The organism is Streptomyces alanosinicus, from assembly GCF_014650595.1.
GTDB lineage: Bacteria > Actinomycetota > Actinomycetes > Streptomycetales > Streptomycetaceae > Streptomyces > Streptomyces alanosinicus.
The window spans coordinates 53,427-67,320 of record NZ_BMVG01000037.1; the positions used below are offsets into that span (position 1 = coordinate 53,427).

General features: G+C 69.3%; 9 protein-coding genes and 1 pseudogene. 5 read left to right on the forward strand and 5 right to left on the reverse strand.

Annotated features, from left to right (window positions below):
• Nucleotides 1-225: 225 nt before the first annotated feature.
• From IE277_RS38340 to IE277_RS38355, 4 genes are read right to left on the reverse strand one after another with little or no spacing between them, the layout of a single operon-like run.
• Nucleotides 226-627 (reverse strand): hypothetical protein, encoded by a 402-nt coding sequence (locus IE277_RS38340; RefSeq protein ID WP_189958367.1) that lies wholly within the window; start codon nucleotides 625-627, stop codon nucleotides 226-228.
• Nucleotides 627-3,155 (reverse strand): hypothetical protein, encoded by a 2,529-nt coding sequence (locus IE277_RS38345; protein WP_189958368.1) that lies wholly within the window; start codon nucleotides 3,153-3,155, stop codon nucleotides 627-629. Before IE277_RS38345 ends, IE277_RS38340 begins: the two co-directional genes overlap by 1 nt.
• Complete coding sequence (locus IE277_RS38350; protein WP_189958369.1) at nucleotides 3,152-5,110, reverse strand: hypothetical protein; 1,959 nt, start codon at nucleotides 5,108-5,110, stop codon at nucleotides 3,152-3,154. Before IE277_RS38350 ends, IE277_RS38345 begins: the two co-directional genes overlap by 4 nt.
• On the reverse strand, nucleotides 5,110-6,567 hold the full coding sequence (locus IE277_RS38355; protein WP_189958370.1) for a site-specific integrase: 1,458 nt from the start codon (nucleotides 6,565-6,567) through the stop codon (nucleotides 5,110-5,112). Before IE277_RS38355 ends, IE277_RS38350 begins: the two co-directional genes overlap by 1 nt.
• Nucleotides 6,568-6,687: 120 nt before the next feature.
• On the opposite strand from IE277_RS38355, the gene IE277_RS38360 reads away from it, so the two are divergent.
• From IE277_RS38360 to IE277_RS38380, 5 genes are all read left to right on the forward strand, one after another.
• The gene (locus IE277_RS38360) at nucleotides 6,688-6,870 is read left to right on the forward strand and encodes a ricin-type beta-trefoil lectin domain protein (RefSeq protein WP_229882277.1); all 183 of its coding nucleotides are present in this window, start codon (nucleotides 6,688-6,690) and stop codon (nucleotides 6,868-6,870) included.
• Nucleotides 6,871-6,973: 103 nt separating this feature from the next.
• Nucleotides 6,974-8,482: a glycoside hydrolase family 43 protein gene (locus tag IE277_RS38365; protein WP_189958371.1), complete on the forward strand. Its 1,509-nt coding sequence runs from the start codon at nucleotides 6,974-6,976 to the stop codon at nucleotides 8,480-8,482.
• A 199-nt stretch (nucleotides 8,483-8,681) separates the two neighbouring features.
• Nucleotides 8,682-10,436 (forward strand): cellulase family glycosylhydrolase, encoded by a 1,755-nt coding sequence (locus tag IE277_RS38370; protein WP_189958372.1) that lies wholly within the window; start codon nucleotides 8,682-8,684, stop codon nucleotides 10,434-10,436.
• A 73-nt stretch (nucleotides 10,437-10,509) separates the two neighbouring features.
• Nucleotides 10,510-12,489 carry a glycoside hydrolase family 31 protein gene (locus IE277_RS38375; RefSeq protein WP_189958373.1) on the forward strand — a complete coding sequence of 660 codons (1,980 nt, stop codon included), beginning with the start codon at nucleotides 10,510-10,512 and terminating at the stop codon, nucleotides 12,487-12,489.
• A 119-nt stretch (nucleotides 12,490-12,608) separates the two neighbouring features.
• On the forward strand, nucleotides 12,609-13,355 hold the full coding sequence (locus tag IE277_RS38380) for an alpha/beta hydrolase (protein ID WP_308433455.1): 747 nt from the start codon (nucleotides 12,609-12,611) through the stop codon (nucleotides 13,353-13,355).
• A 147-nt stretch (nucleotides 13,356-13,502) separates the two neighbouring features.
• Here the strand turns inward: IE277_RS38380 and IE277_RS38385 are convergent.
• A pseudogene (locus tag IE277_RS38385) lies at nucleotides 13,503-13,894 on the reverse strand (DNA-directed RNA polymerase subunit alpha C-terminal domain-containing protein); the annotation flags it as partial.

A 13,894-nucleotide genomic window follows, 5' to 3' on the forward strand; every position in this document is an offset into this window, starting at 1 on the left:
GCGAGCTGGGCCCTCGCCTCGCATGCCTTCGTGCGCAGGTTGACGGTCGTCTCGTCGCGCTGGACCTCGCCGGGCGTACGCAGGACGGCGGGCGACCTTCGAGTCCCCCTCGCCGAGGGGGTGCTGGGCACCCGAAGATGCCCGCGGGCCCTCCCCCTCCCCTCCCAAGTAGCAGCGCACAGTGGCGAGGTCCGGCGGTCCAACTGCCGGGTAGGGCGAAGTCGGCTACTGGTGTTCTTGGGTGGGCAAGACCGTCACCCGCCTGCGTCCGAGGCGCTTTTTCAGTGTGAGGTTCTCGGCGTAGAGGTTCGCTGTCACCGTGGCGAGGGCCTCGAGTTTGCCCTGGGTCTGTGCCGCCTGCTCCGTCGCCTCGCGCAGCCTCTTGCGGAGCACGGCGATCGTCTCGTCGCGCTGGACCTCGCCGGGGGTCCGCAGGACGGGGCGGGCGACCTTCGCGTCCCACTCGGCGAGGATGTCTTCGGCGCGGTGCACGGTCGCGTGACTGACCTGTGCCTCACGGGCGAGGTTCTCCTTGGTGAGAGCGCCGTCGGTGTGCACGGGCTCGCCGGCCAGCAGCCGGGCCATGGCCGCCTTCAGCTTGTCAGCGGACGCTGCGGATACCGGCATCAGGCGCGGCCTTCCTCTTCGAGTGCGCGGGTGATGCGCTGGACGTCGGCAAGCCGTACGAAGACCGACTCTCGGCGCGGCGGTGACAGCCGCGGGTCCCTGGATCGGGCGGTCAGGTCGTCTTCTTCGGCGACCCAGTACGGGGCGTGGGCGCGGGTGATGGTCGAGTTGCGGCAGCGGGCCGGCTGACAGGCGCCGAGCAGTGGGGCGCGTCCGCGCTGGTCTTCGGGGAGTTCGTCTTGGCACTCGGCCTGAGGCGCGTCGAACATGCAGTGGTTGATGGTGCCCAGGTGCAGGTTGGGGAACTCGTCGGCGAGCAGGGCCTCTTCAACCCGCGCGTCGGCGATCTGCGCCCGGAGTTGGGGGTTGCTGTTGATGGTGTCGATGACCTTGTCGAGGCCGGCGTGGAGGCGGGCGGCGCCGGGGCCGACGGCAACGCGTTGGCCCTGACGGCGACCACGGAGCAGGTCCACGAGCTTGCGGGCGGCGGCCTGCTGCAGTTCGGTGTCGAACTCCTTGGCCCAACTCGTGTCCATCTGTGCGTACGCCTGGGTGGTGCGGTTGGCCATCGCCCGGCGGGCGGCGTGCTTGAGCTGCAGGCCGAGCGCGACCTCGGAGTCCGGTTCGCGTCCGGCGAGCTGGGACATGGTCTTGCGGAACATGTGCGAGCGGACGTGGGAGGGCGGGATCTTGGCCAGGCCGTGCCGGTGGGCGATGGTGTTGATGCCGTTGATGAAGAAGTCGATCTCGGCGTCGGAAGAGATGCCGGGCTCCGTGTGGGTCTGCTTGCCGGTGGGCGGGCGTAGGGCTGCGAACAGGTGGGTGGGATGCCAGGCCAGCTTCTCGAGGACCGCGAGTGCCTCGGCGACCGGTTCGATGATCCACCAGTACAGTTCCGGGCGTGTGGGGTCCAGCTTGGTCTTGCGGGAACGGACGGCCGGGGAGCCGAAGTAGGTCCGCACGGCGTCGCGCTGGATCTCCTGAACCTCCGAGTCGCGCATCAGGGTCAAGGCCGCGACGAACACGTAGATCGCGGCTCTGAGCATGTGCAGTTCGAAGGCGACCTCGATGGCGCTGATCTGCGTACGCCACGGCGCTGACGTCCCGTCCGCCCGCGGGATGTGCGCGGCCTCCGGGCTCTGAAGCGGAAAGGCGCGCCAGCCGGCCCAAAGGTCAGAATCGACGGGAATCCCTCGCCCGTCGGCGACGGCCTGCAAGACCAGGCGGGCTCGTGCTGCCCCTGATCGGGTGCGTCGGTGAAATCGCTTCCCGTTCCGGTGCCGGTTGGCGTCCGGCGGGGTTGGCCCCCAGATCATGCGGGCAGTCATCCCCCAGATCGGCTCCCCGGCCTTGCCCTGCTCGTCGGTCGCGTACACCGGCACCACGGTGCCCGGGTCGGCGAGCCATCGTCGTACGTCGTCATCCAGCTCCTCTTGGGTGACGCCCGTACTGGTGCCCGGTGCGATGTAGCGCGGCCCGGCGGGACCCTTGCCCTTGCCCACGGTCGCCTTGACGGTCGTGGCGCGGCCCTCGTTGAGCGCGGCCAGAACGGTGGCCCGCCGTCTGCGGGGCCGGTCGCTCTGGTTGTCGGCGAAAATGTTCATGGTTCTGCCGTCGGTGACCATCTTGCTCAGCGCGGTCCACATAGGAGTGCCGGCCCTGACGCTGATGTAGTCCACCTCATGGACGGGCACCGCGTTGCCCGGCGTCCGCAGCCACTTCTCCAGCAGGGCATCCGTTTCCTGAGGCCGCACCGGCCGGGCCTTGGTAGACCGTGGCTGGTCGGCGGGGACCTCCCGCTGCTGGGCGAAGTGGTCGCGCCAGCGCAAGATGTCCGGGGCGAAGGTGTGGATGTACGTCCACGCGCCGCGCAGCAGCGGCCACCAGGCCTCGGGCGGGATCGCCGGGGTGGCGAGGGTGCCGCGGCTGGGGGCCTCCTCGTCGTACGCCTTGGCGGCCACGGTCGAGGCAGGCTCGTCACCCCAGGGGTCGTCGAAGGCGCTGATTCCGGTGAGGACCGGGGCGAGTTGGCGCAGGCGGCGGATGGCCGTCACATGGAAGGCGACGGTTTTCATGCCGTCGACCTGGGACGCCTTGTGGGCTATCTCCTCGTGCCAGTCCTCCGGGTCCCACAGCCCAAGATCGTCCGGCAGTCCCTGTTGCCGGCCCCAGTCCATGATCTTTCTGATTTCCATCATCGAGGGGCGGATGGTGGCCACAGACAGCGGGACCGCGGACAGGAAGATCAGGGATTGCCGCAGGACGGGGTGGGAGGGGTTGAGGAGGGCGAAGCAGTACTCACGCAGCTGGAGGTTGATCAGCGGGTCGTCCAGGGGGAAGACGAAGCGCCACTCGCCCGGCTTCCTGCTGGCGGGGCGGCCGATGCAGTCTGCCGGCCACCGGTGGGGCTCGCCGAAGAGCGGCACCATGATGTCGTCGAGGAGTTGGTAGCCGCCGTAGCTGAAGACCTTCTCGTCGTCGCGGAAGGCCGACGATGCCAGCGGCAGGGGTGCGGGGCGGGCCATCATCGGTCGAACTCCGTCCTCATGCCCAGGGGGAGGTCGAGGCGCAGGCCGAGCTCGGCGATCTCGCGGCGGGCCGCGGGGATGAGGTCGGCGCATTCCTCGAAGACCTCCGCGAGGGCTGCTGCCTGCCGCCCCCACAGGGCCTGCCAGTGGCGCGGGGTGAGGTTGGCACGCATGTGCTCGATGTGATCGGACAGCAGCAGGAGCCGCGGGATCTGGGAGGTGAACACGACGGCGTTGCGGCACAACATGCACATCGCGGGTGCGACGTGGCAGACCTTGGCGTCGTTGCGGTGTGGCGAGGCCCAGGGGTTACGGCAGTTGACCAGGCCCATATCCAGCTCACCCGTCCGCAGCGCCTTGGCCAGCTCGGCATCCAGGCCGAGGTCCTCGGCGACCGCGGGCTCCTCCAGGTGCTGCTCGGCCTCGGCGGTGACGAGCACCGGCCGTGAGGGTGTGGTCATGCGGTCGAAGACCCACTTCTGAGCTCGGTTGATCGACCGGCCTGCCAGTATGTGCGCGGTCGTGCCGTGCGCGTAGTGCAGGCGGTAGACCTCCACGTGGTGGTCATCGCCCGCCAGATCGCTCACCGTGCCGCCGAGCGCGACCGCCCGAACGACCTTCGTCGTCTTGCGCAGCCGCCTGATCTCATACGGCTCGGAGATCTTCAGCGCCTTCCCTGCAGCATCGCGCTGCGCGGCGATCCAGCGGCCGAAGCGCCGATCGCGATTGGTGAAGTCAGCGAACTCGGCGTCCAGGACACCCCGGCGCCGTCGTTCCACCGCGAGAAACAGCCACGGGTCGGCGTCGGGAAAGACCGTCCGGGACAGTTCCGTGGCGGCCAGCAGACGCCGGAGCAGGCCCGGCACGTCCCAGGCACCGTCCCCGGCGAACTCCTGGGCCTCCTCCTCTGGCTCCGGATCCGGGTGCAGGTCGGCACGGACACGCTGGGCACGCATCTTGCGCTGGACCAGGCGAACGCCGCCGTCAGTGAACTCGATATCAGGCAGCTGGAGAAAGTGGAGTTCCTCCGGGCTCGTCTCACTCATGCCCAGCATCAGCAGCACCCGAAAGGCCTGCAGATCCACTTCGGTCGGAAACAGAAGACGGCCCAACTCGACGACGAGATATCGAAATCCGCGCCTGAGGAGAGTGCCGTCCGGCGCGGTCGGGAGCAGGGCCTTCACCGGCTCCGGCCAGCTCAGCACGTTCTGCCGGAACTGCGGCTTGAGGATCTCCACGGTCAGCAGATGGGGGCGCGTCGCCGCCCACAGCAGGTTCGCCGGCTCGTGCCACCCACCTTCTCTGGGATCGACCCCGTGCTCCAGCATGGCCCGGCCCCGGGCCATGCGGGCCTCCAGCGCACGGACCGCGTCACGCGCCGAGTCCCGCAGCGCGATCCGCTCCGCGTTCGAGAACTCGTCCAGCGGCTCGCCCTGGTACGTCGGATAAGCGGGCGGTGCCTGCGCACGCACCCGCAGCGCCTCCGGCATGCTCGTGTCCTTCAGTGCACGCTGCTCGATCAACGTCAACAGGGAATTCGTCTTGACGTACGGGGAGTTCGAGCGGAGCCCGTGGTACTGACGAAGGTCTTCCTCCCACGAGTGGATGACCTCGACCAGATCAACCTTGTGCCCGTCCAGGCGGGCATCCGCCGGGTGCACACCGAGCGGTGGCAGATGCTTGTCGACGAACTTCGCGAAGGACCGCACCGCCAGGGCCAGGCCCGCGCCCCCGTCGGACAGTGCCATGGAACGGGTGTAGGTGATCCACTCGTCGGCCAGCTGGGCCGCCAGAATGCTGCACTGGTACTGCGCCGGATTCACGAAATGGCTCGCCGTCCCGCCCCGGCGCGCCCAGGTCACGGTCCGGATCCCGACGTGCTCCAGGTCCCGGGTGGGCAGCGGCTTCGGGGCGCTGCTGCGCACGCGCTGCTTGCGCTCGCCGCGTCGGGGCATCAGGCAGCCCTCTGTTCGGCGATCGCGGCCGCGTAGTCGGCGTAGGTGGCGTTCTTGTTGTTCCACTCGGCGATCGCCTTTGCCACCAGCACGTTGGTGTCACGCATGTACCGGAGGTAACGCAAGGTCGATTGTGGACGGCGATGCCCCAATAGGTCCTGCAGCATCAGCAGGGGGTTCCGCGAGATGTGGTCCGTCAGGTAGCCGGTGTGCCGGCCGGCGAGGTACTCCTCGGCTTCCTCCTGGAGGATCAGCTTGGTCAGCAGCGGCAGCATGTAGACCGCGAAGGTGTGCCGGGTGTCGTGGATCCTGACCTCACGCGGCATGACGATGCCGACCTTGTGCTCCTCGCTCAGCCGCACGGCGCGCAGATGCGCGGCGTCGAATATCTGCTCCCAGCGCTGTCGGGTGGGCATTCGTCCGCCGCGGCCGACGAACATCGCCATCGGCTCCAGCCCGTGGTCGCCCTCGAAGACCGCGCGACGGCGCTTGTCGGCGTTCATGCTCTCGACCCGGAAGGTACGGCGCCGGCCTTCGAGCATCCCGCTCACCTTCATCCGCCGCAGGTCGATGTCATCGACGATGAACAGCTCCTCGCGGCGTCTCCACAGAGCTTTCGCCGCCGCCCGCACCTGCGCGGCGCGTTCGGTACGCCGGTACATGTCCAGCTCCCGCAGCGTCGGATCCTGGATCATCACCGAGCGGGGCAGGCCGTACTTCGCGATCGCCTGAAGGTGCACCTCCGCAGGAGAGGCGTCCCGTCGCGGTGGCCCGACCTCGATATCCAACAGGCAGCTGAACTCCTGCAGCCGCATGCCGGTCGTGATCGACAGTTCGGGTGCTGAGCTGTCGCGCAGCGGCGAGCGCCCGCGGAACGTGCGATCGACGCGCCCGTCGGGCAGATAGCCACGCAGTCCGACCTGTTTGAGGAAGTTCCACTGCCGCCAGGTCAGATGCCGCACGTCGAGCTGCGTAGTGGCACCCCAGGACAGCACGTCGCGGCCGTTACGGCGGCGGAAGTAGGGACGCTTGTCGATCAGCTTCTCGTCGTCGGCCCACCCGTAGAAGCCATTGATCATGGCCCGGCGCCGCTTCCAGGTCGCTGGCGCATCCGGCGACTCGCGATGCTCTGTGCAGTCCTCCCGATACGCCAGGAGGTCTTCCTCGATCACCGACAACAGATCGACCGGCGGGTCGAGTTCGTTCTCCAGGAATTCGGTCAGGTCGAGGGCGTCGTACGTGTAGTCCTGCAACGACTTCGCCTTCAGCGTCTTGGCCATCTCGAGAAAGAACGAGACCAACGGTTCCGCCGGGCGCATCTGCGAGTCGAAGAAGAACGGAGTGCCCTCCTTCAACGCACCCTTGCGCGACACATACGCGAAAGCATCAAGTTCCACGCCGGGCGGCGCCTCGTAGAAGCGACGCACCTTGCTGCGTGACACAAAGAAGTAGTCCACCCCGCACCACCATGATCATGAGACATCCAGGAGGCTGGAACCTAACAGCCGCACCTAGGAGCTCATGTCACCCGAGGATCACACCTGAGACATCTGGACTTCCTTTGCATAACCGCCGCCGTGATCTGGCAGTGCAACGGCGGCACCAACCAGCAGTGGAACGTCAACTCCAACGGCACGATCACCAACGTGCTGACGGGGCTGTGCCTGGACGTGAACGGGTACGGCACCGCGAACGGCACCAAGGTGCAGCTCTGGGCCTGCGGCTCGAACCAGAGCAACCAGCAGTGGACGTTCGGCTGACACGAGTCCGCTGAACCGCGCCGGGCGGCCCGGCACCTCGCCGGGCCGCCCTCCCGTCGAACGACGACCAGAACAGGGCCAGCTGCCCTGGAGAGGAACGAGTGTGCCCGACCAGCACCAGGCGACCGCCGTCGTCAGCAATCCGATCATCCCCGGGTTCCACCCCGACCCCACGGTGTGCCGGGTCGGCGACGACTACTACCTCGCCTGCTCCAGCTTCGAGTACTTCCCGGGCGTGCCGGTCTTCCACAGCCGCGACCTGGTCAACTGGACGCAGATCGGCAACGTGCTGGACCGGCCCGAGCAACTGGTCCTGCCGCTGGACTCGCCGTCCTCCGCCGGGGTCTACGCGCCCACCCTCCGGCACCACGACGGAGTATTCCACCTCATCGTCACCAACGTCAGCGGCTACGGGAACCTGCTGGTCACCGCCACCGACCCGGCCGGCCCGTGGTCCGACCCCGTCCGGCTGCCGGACGTGCCCCGCATCGACCCGGACCTCGCCTGGGACGTGGACGGCACCTGCTGGTGCACCTGCGCTGGCGTTCAGCAGGTCCGGCTCGACTCGACCACCGGCAAGGTGACCGGCGAAACCAAGGACGTCTGGTCCGGCACCCCCGGCGCCCGTTACCCCGAGGCCCCGCACCTCTACCACGTCGGCGAGCACTGGTACCTGATGATCGCCGAGGGCGGCACCGAGCGTGCGCACGCCGTTTCCATCGCCCGTGGCACGTCCCCGAACGGGCCCTTCGAGCCGTGCCCGCACAATCCGATCCTCACCCACCGCGGCCGCGAGCACCCGGTGCAGAACACCGGCCACGCCGACCTCGTACAGGGTCCGGACGGCTCCTGGTGGCTGGTACTGCTCGGCGTCCGCCCGAACGGCGGCACCCCCGGCTGGCATGTGCTCGGCCGTGAGACCTACCTCGCCCCGGTCATCTGGAACGAGGAGGGCTGGCCTGTGGTCGGCTCGCCCGACCTGGAGCTGGCCGTCCCGAACTGGCCGCTGCACCCGGCGCCCCCGGTGCCGGTGCGTGACGACTTCGACGACGAGCGGCTCGCCCCGCAGTGGGTCTCGCTGCGCGACCGCCCGGCCGAGCTGATCACCACCGGCGAACGCCCCGGGTGGCTGAGCCTGCGGGCCCGGGGTGCGTCGCTCGACGACCGGGACGTGGTGTTCGTCGGCCGCCGCCAGCAACACCACGCGTGTCGGGCCAGCGCCCTGGTCGACGCGACCGAGGGCGCCGGCGGCCTGGCGGTGCGATTGGATGAGCAGCACCACTACGAGGTGGAGGTCGCCGACGGCGAGGTGCGCGTGGTCGCCCGCCTGGGCTCGGTGCGCAGCGTGGTCGCGTCTCGCCCCTCGCCGGCCGGCCCGGTGGTGCTGCGGGTGGACGTCACGACCCCGGCGCCGGACTACCCGGGCAGCGGCCCCGACCTCGTCACGCTCGGATTCGAGGAGCCGGACGGCACGGTCACCGCGCTGGCCGCACTGGACGGCCGCTACCTGTCCACCGAGGTGGCCGGCGGCTTCACCGGTCGCGTCATCGGCGTCTACGCCGCCACCGGAACCGTCCACGTCGACTGGTTCGACTACCAGCCGCTCACCTAGGAGCCGTGATGAGCGCATTCGCCCTGGCCGGGGGCGGCCTGGAGCGTCACACACAGCACGAGGCGCCGCAGGCCGAGCAGGTGACCCGCCCCGGCGCCGCGGTCACCGGACGGGTCTCCGGACCGGCGCACCCCGTTCCCAGAACCTGTACACGGCGTCCGCCTGCACGAGGAATCCCGACAACCGAGAGGCACCGACCATGACCGGAACACCTCGCCCGGCGAGAGCCGGCCGGCGGCTGCGGCCGCTGGTGGGCCTGCCCCTGGCACTGATCACCGCGGTCGGCGTGGCCGCCGTGCCCGCCGCCGCGCAGGCCGGCACCACCGCGGACACCACCGTGGCCGCGGACGCCACCACCAGCGCGCAGGCCGTGGTGGCGGCGATGCAGCCGAGCTGGAACCTGGGCAACACCCTGGACGCCTTCCCGACTGAGACGTCGTGGGGCCAGCCGCTGACCACCAAGGCGGTGTTCGACACCGTCCGGGCGGCCGGCTACCGCAGCGTGCGCATCCCGGTGACCTGGAGCAACGCCCAGGACACCAACGCGCCCTACACGATCGACCCGAAGTACATGGCGCGGGTCAGGCAGGTCGTGGACATGGCCCTCTCGGACGGCCTGTACGTGGTCCTGAACGTGCACCACGACTCGTGGCAGTGGATCAAGAACATCACCACCGCCGACCACGACGCGGTGCTCGCCCGGTTCGACTCGACCTGGCAGCAGATCGCGGCCGCGTTCAGGGACGAGCCGCGCAAGCTGCTGTTCGAGAGCGTCAACGAGCCGCAGTTCACCGACGACGCCACCGAGGCGCAGAAGACCCAGGCGATGGACGAGCTGAACACCTCGTTCCACACGGTCGTCCGGCAGTCCGGCGGCCGGAACGCGACGCGCGTGCTGCTGCTGCCCGACCAGAACACCAGCCCAACCCCGCAGAAGATGGGCGAGCTGTACACGACGATCACCAAGCTGCACGACCCGAACCTCGGGGCGACGGTGCACTACTACAGTTTCTGGCCGTTCTCCATGAACAACAGCGGCTACACCACCTACAACGAGACCGTCCAGAAGGACCTGGTCGACGACTTCACCGCGGCGCACGGCACCTTCGTGGCCAAGGGCATCCCGGTGTACCTGGGCGAGTACGGCCTGCTGAACTACCCGGACTACAACAAGGTCGACCAGATCGAGTACGGCGAGGCGTGGAAGTACTTCGAGCAGGTGGGCTACGAGGCGCGGATCAACGGCATCACCACCGCGCTGTGGGACGCCGGCTCGTTCCTCAACCGCAACACCCTCCAGTGGATCGACCCCGACCGGATGGCCCTGATCGAGAAGGGCTGGCACACCCGCTCCGGCACCGCGTCCACCGACCAGGTGTTCCTGCCGAAGTCCACGCCCGCCGCCGCGCAGACCGTCGCCCTCAACCTCAACGGCCTGTCGTTCCGTGGCCTGTGGCAGGGCGACACCCGGTTGCGCCGGGGCGTGGACTACGCGGTGTCCGGCGACCAGCTCACGCTGACCCGCTCGCTGCTCACCCGCCTGGGCGGCGACCGGGCGTTCGGTGAGAACGCCACCTTTGAGGCGCGGTTCTCCCGGGGCGTGCCGTGGAAGTTCCACGTGATCACCAACGACCTGCCGGTGCAGTCCGACGCGACCGGCACGACCGGCTCGTTGACCATCCCCACCCAGTTCAACGGCGACGTGCTGGCCACCATGGAGTCCCGGTACGCCGATGGCAGCCCCGCCGGCCCCTACAACTGGACCCCGTACCAGGAGTTCAACCTCACGTACACGCCGGAGTACCCGAACGGCGCGATCCGGCTGACCGCCGACTACCTCAAGACCCTCACTGACGGCGCCACCGTGACCCTGAAGTTCGACTTCCGGAGCGGGGCTTCCGTCACGTACCACGTGACCAGGTCCGGCGACACGGTCACCGGCACCGTCTCCTGACCACCAGGCGACCGGCCCCGGCCCCGTGTGCTCCCACACGGGGCCGGGCGTCAGAAGAACAAGAGGAATCGCCTTGCCCTACAGCATCAGCGCGGATGGCCTGGAACGTCACACCGCCGAAGAGCTTCTTCGTATCGAGCCCTGGGGACCGCACGCGGTTCGGGTTCGGGCCTCCTCCGGGACGGTCGACCCCGCCGCTCCCGGGGCGCTGGAGAGCCCGCCGCCCTCCCCCCACGTCGAAGTGTCCGTTGCGGAAGACGGCTCTGCCCGTCTGGTCAACGGCCGCCTCGCGGTCGAGGCCTTGCCGGACGGTCGGCTGAGGTTCCTGCACGCCGCCTCGGGACGTGAACTCCTCGCAGACAAGACCCCGTACCCCCATCATCCCGGCCCCCGCGTCCATGCGGCCGGCGGCCGGACGGAACAGCACTTCGAGGCCTACGGCGGCGAGCGGCTGCACGGCCTCGGGCAGCATCTGCACGGGCTCCTGGACCAGAAAGGCTGTGTGATCGACCTCGTCCAGGGCAACACGGTGGCCGCCATCCCCTTCCTGCACTCCTCGCGCGGCTACGGACTGCTGTGGAACAACCCCGCCACCGGCCGTGCCGAACTCGGCACCGACACCACCCGGTGGGTCGCCGACGCCGGCGGGCGGGTCGACTACTGGATCACCGCCGGTGACACTCCGGCCCAGATCCTGGACGCCTACACCCTGGCCACCGGACGTCCGCCGCTCCTGCCCGAGTGGGCGTCCGGTTTCTGGCAGTCCAAACTGCGCTACCGTACCCAGGACGAACTCCTGGCTGTGGCACGGCAGTACAAGGAACGCGGACTGCCGCTGTGCGTCATCGTCTGCGACTTCTTCCACTGGCCCGCGATGGGCGACTGGCGGTTTGAAGCAAGCGAGTGGCCCGATCCCGCCGCGATGGTGGCAGAGCTCTCCGGCCTCGGGGTGAAGCTCGCGGTCTCGGTATGGCCCACCGTCGAGCCCGGCAGTGACACCTTCGACGAACTGCGCTCGGCCGGATGCCTTGTACAGGACGGCAGCGGCGGCCTGCTCACCTACCACTGGCCCTCCCGTAGCGCCGAGGAGCCGATGCGCCGGATGGCGTACTACGACGCGACCAACTCCCACGCGCGCGCCGCACTGTGGCGACGACTGAGCAACAACTACCTTTCAGCGGGCGTGGCCTGCTTCTGGCTGGACGCCTGCGAACCCGACCTGTCCCGGGATGTCGCCGACCGTGCCGTCTACGCCGCCGGTCCGGCCGCCGAGGCCGCGAACCTCTACCCGCTCCTGCACACCCGAACCGTCGCCGACGGCCTGCGCGCGGCCGGCGAGGACCGGCCGTTGTCCCTGGTCCGCTCCGCATGGGCGGGCAGCCAGAAGTACGGCGCCGCACTGTGGTCCGGCGACATCCCCACTACCTTCGACTCCCTCGCGCGGCAGATCAGAGCCGGACTGAACGTCGCGATGAGCGGCGTCCCCTGGTGGAACACCGACATCGGCGGCTTCTTCGGCGGCGACCCCGACGACCCCGCCTACCGCGAGCTGCTGATCCGCTGGTTCCAGTACGGCACCTTCAGCCCCGTCATGCGGCTGCACGGGGACCGCGTGCCCAACCACCCGGCCTTCTCCACGGACATGACCGGCGGGCCGAACGAGGTCTGGTCCTACGGGGAGCAGGCGTACGGCATCCTTCGGGACCACCTGCTGCTGCGCGAACGCCTGCGCCCCTATTTGACCGTACTGTCCGAGGACGCCCACCGCACCGGCGCACCGCCCATGCGCCCGCTGTTCTTCGACTTCCCCGAGGACGAACGCGCCTGGGACGTGGACGACCAGTTCCTGCTCGGCCCCGACGTGCTGGTGGCACCCGTCTACCAGGCGGGCGCGCGCACCCGCCCGGTGTACCTGCCCTCCGGCGCCCGCTGGTACGACCCGGCCACCGGACACGTGCTGGAGGGTGGAACGACATCCGACACCGACGCCCCACTGGAGCGCATACCCGCCTTCGTACGCGAAGGAGCCGCCGTCGCACACGCGTTGCACTGACTTGTGCAGGTGTCGGGACGCGCATCCGTGCGGCCCGCACTTCCTTCAGGACCGCGGCGGTTCGAACGAAGAAGACCCCTTCTCGGCAGATGGAGCAACAGATGGCAGGCTTGCGGATCATGAATAGTGGCGCGGCAGCGCTGACGTTCCACCCACTCCCGGCGGAGGTGCCACGCTCGGCTGCAGGCGCGCCCGCGGTGATCATCATGCCGGGCGGCGGCTACACCTTCCTTGCTCCGCACGAGGGGAAGCCCGTCGCGCAGTGGCTGAACTGGCTCGGATTCGCCGCCTGGGTGCTGGAGTACCCGGTAGGGCCACAAGACTTTCACCCCGCGCCGCTGGACTCGGCACGGGCGGCGATGCGTGAGGCGCGCTCGCAGGCGCCGGGGCTGGGGGTCGACCCGTCGCGCATCGGGGTCCTCGGCTTCTCCGCGGGCGGCCACCTCGCCGCCCACCTCGCCGCCGGCCCGGACACGGCCGACGACGAGCGGCCCGCGTTCGCGGTGCTCTGCTACCCGGCGACGTCATGGCACAACTTCGGCCCCGCCGCAGCCGGCGAACCGGACAGCGACCCGCTCCTCGGCCCCGGCTCGACCCCGGAACAGCGCCGCGCGGTCTCCATCGAGCTGATCGCCGTCCCGCGGACCCCCCCGACCTTCATCTGGCACTGCGCGGACGACGACACCGTCGGGGTCGACCACTCCCTGTCCCTGACCCAGCGCCTGGCCTCCCTGCGGGTCCCGGTCGAACTGCACGTATTCCCCACCGGCGGACACGGCGTGGGACTGGCCCAGGACATGACGCCCGCCGGCACGTGGACGTCCCTGTGCGCGCAGTGGCTCCGCAGGATGACCAGCCACGAGTAGTTCGTCGCACGCCGCAGCAGCGACCAAGGCCGAACCCGGTGGTGACCGCGGGACCACCTCTAAGGGTTTGCCCATCAGATGCTCGGGCGATGAGCCGCCGGGCCAGCGGTCTGGCCCGGCCCGCGGGCCTACTCCCCCGGGCAGCGTTCAGTACTGCTCGGTCTCCATGAAACCCGTGTTGCCGTCGTCGTCCGGGGCGCCGGAGGTGTCCGCGGCAGCGGCCGTGGGGTCGAATCCGGGCGGGCTGTCCTTCAGGGCCAGGCCCATGCCGGCCAGCTTCGCCTTGACCTCGTCGATGGACTTCGCACCGAAGTTGCGAATGTCCATCAGGTCCGCCTCCGATCGCGCCAGAAGTTCACCCACCGAGTGAACGCCCTCACGCTTGAGACACTTGTAGGAGCGGACCGTGAGCTCCAGCTCCTCGATCGGCAGCGCGAGATCGGCGGCGAGGGCGGCGTCCGTGGGGGACGGGCCCATGTTCGATGCCCTCGGCGTCGATGTTCAGCTCGCGGGCGAGACCGAACAGCTCGACCAGGGTC

Excerpts from the sequence above, each read along its gene's own strand:
- IE277_RS38340 (WP_189958367.1), bottom strand. The coding sequence starts at position 627 with ATGCCGGTATCCGCAGCGTCCGCTGACAAGCTGAAGGCGGCCATGGCC.
- IE277_RS38345 (WP_189958368.1), bottom strand. The coding sequence starts at position 3,155 with ATGATGGCCCGCCCCGCACCCCTGCCGCTGGCATCGTCGGCCTTCCGC.
- IE277_RS38350 (WP_189958369.1), bottom strand. The coding sequence starts at position 5,110 with ATGCCCCGACGCGGCGAGCGCAAGCAGCGCGTGCGCAGCAGCGCCCCG.
- IE277_RS38370 (WP_189958372.1), top strand. The coding sequence starts at position 8,682 with ATGACCGGAACACCTCGCCCGGCGAGAGCCGGCCGGCGGCTGCGGCCG.
- IE277_RS38380 (WP_308433455.1), top strand. The coding sequence starts at position 12,609 with ATGAATAGTGGCGCGGCAGCGCTGACGTTCCACCCACTCCCGGCGGAG.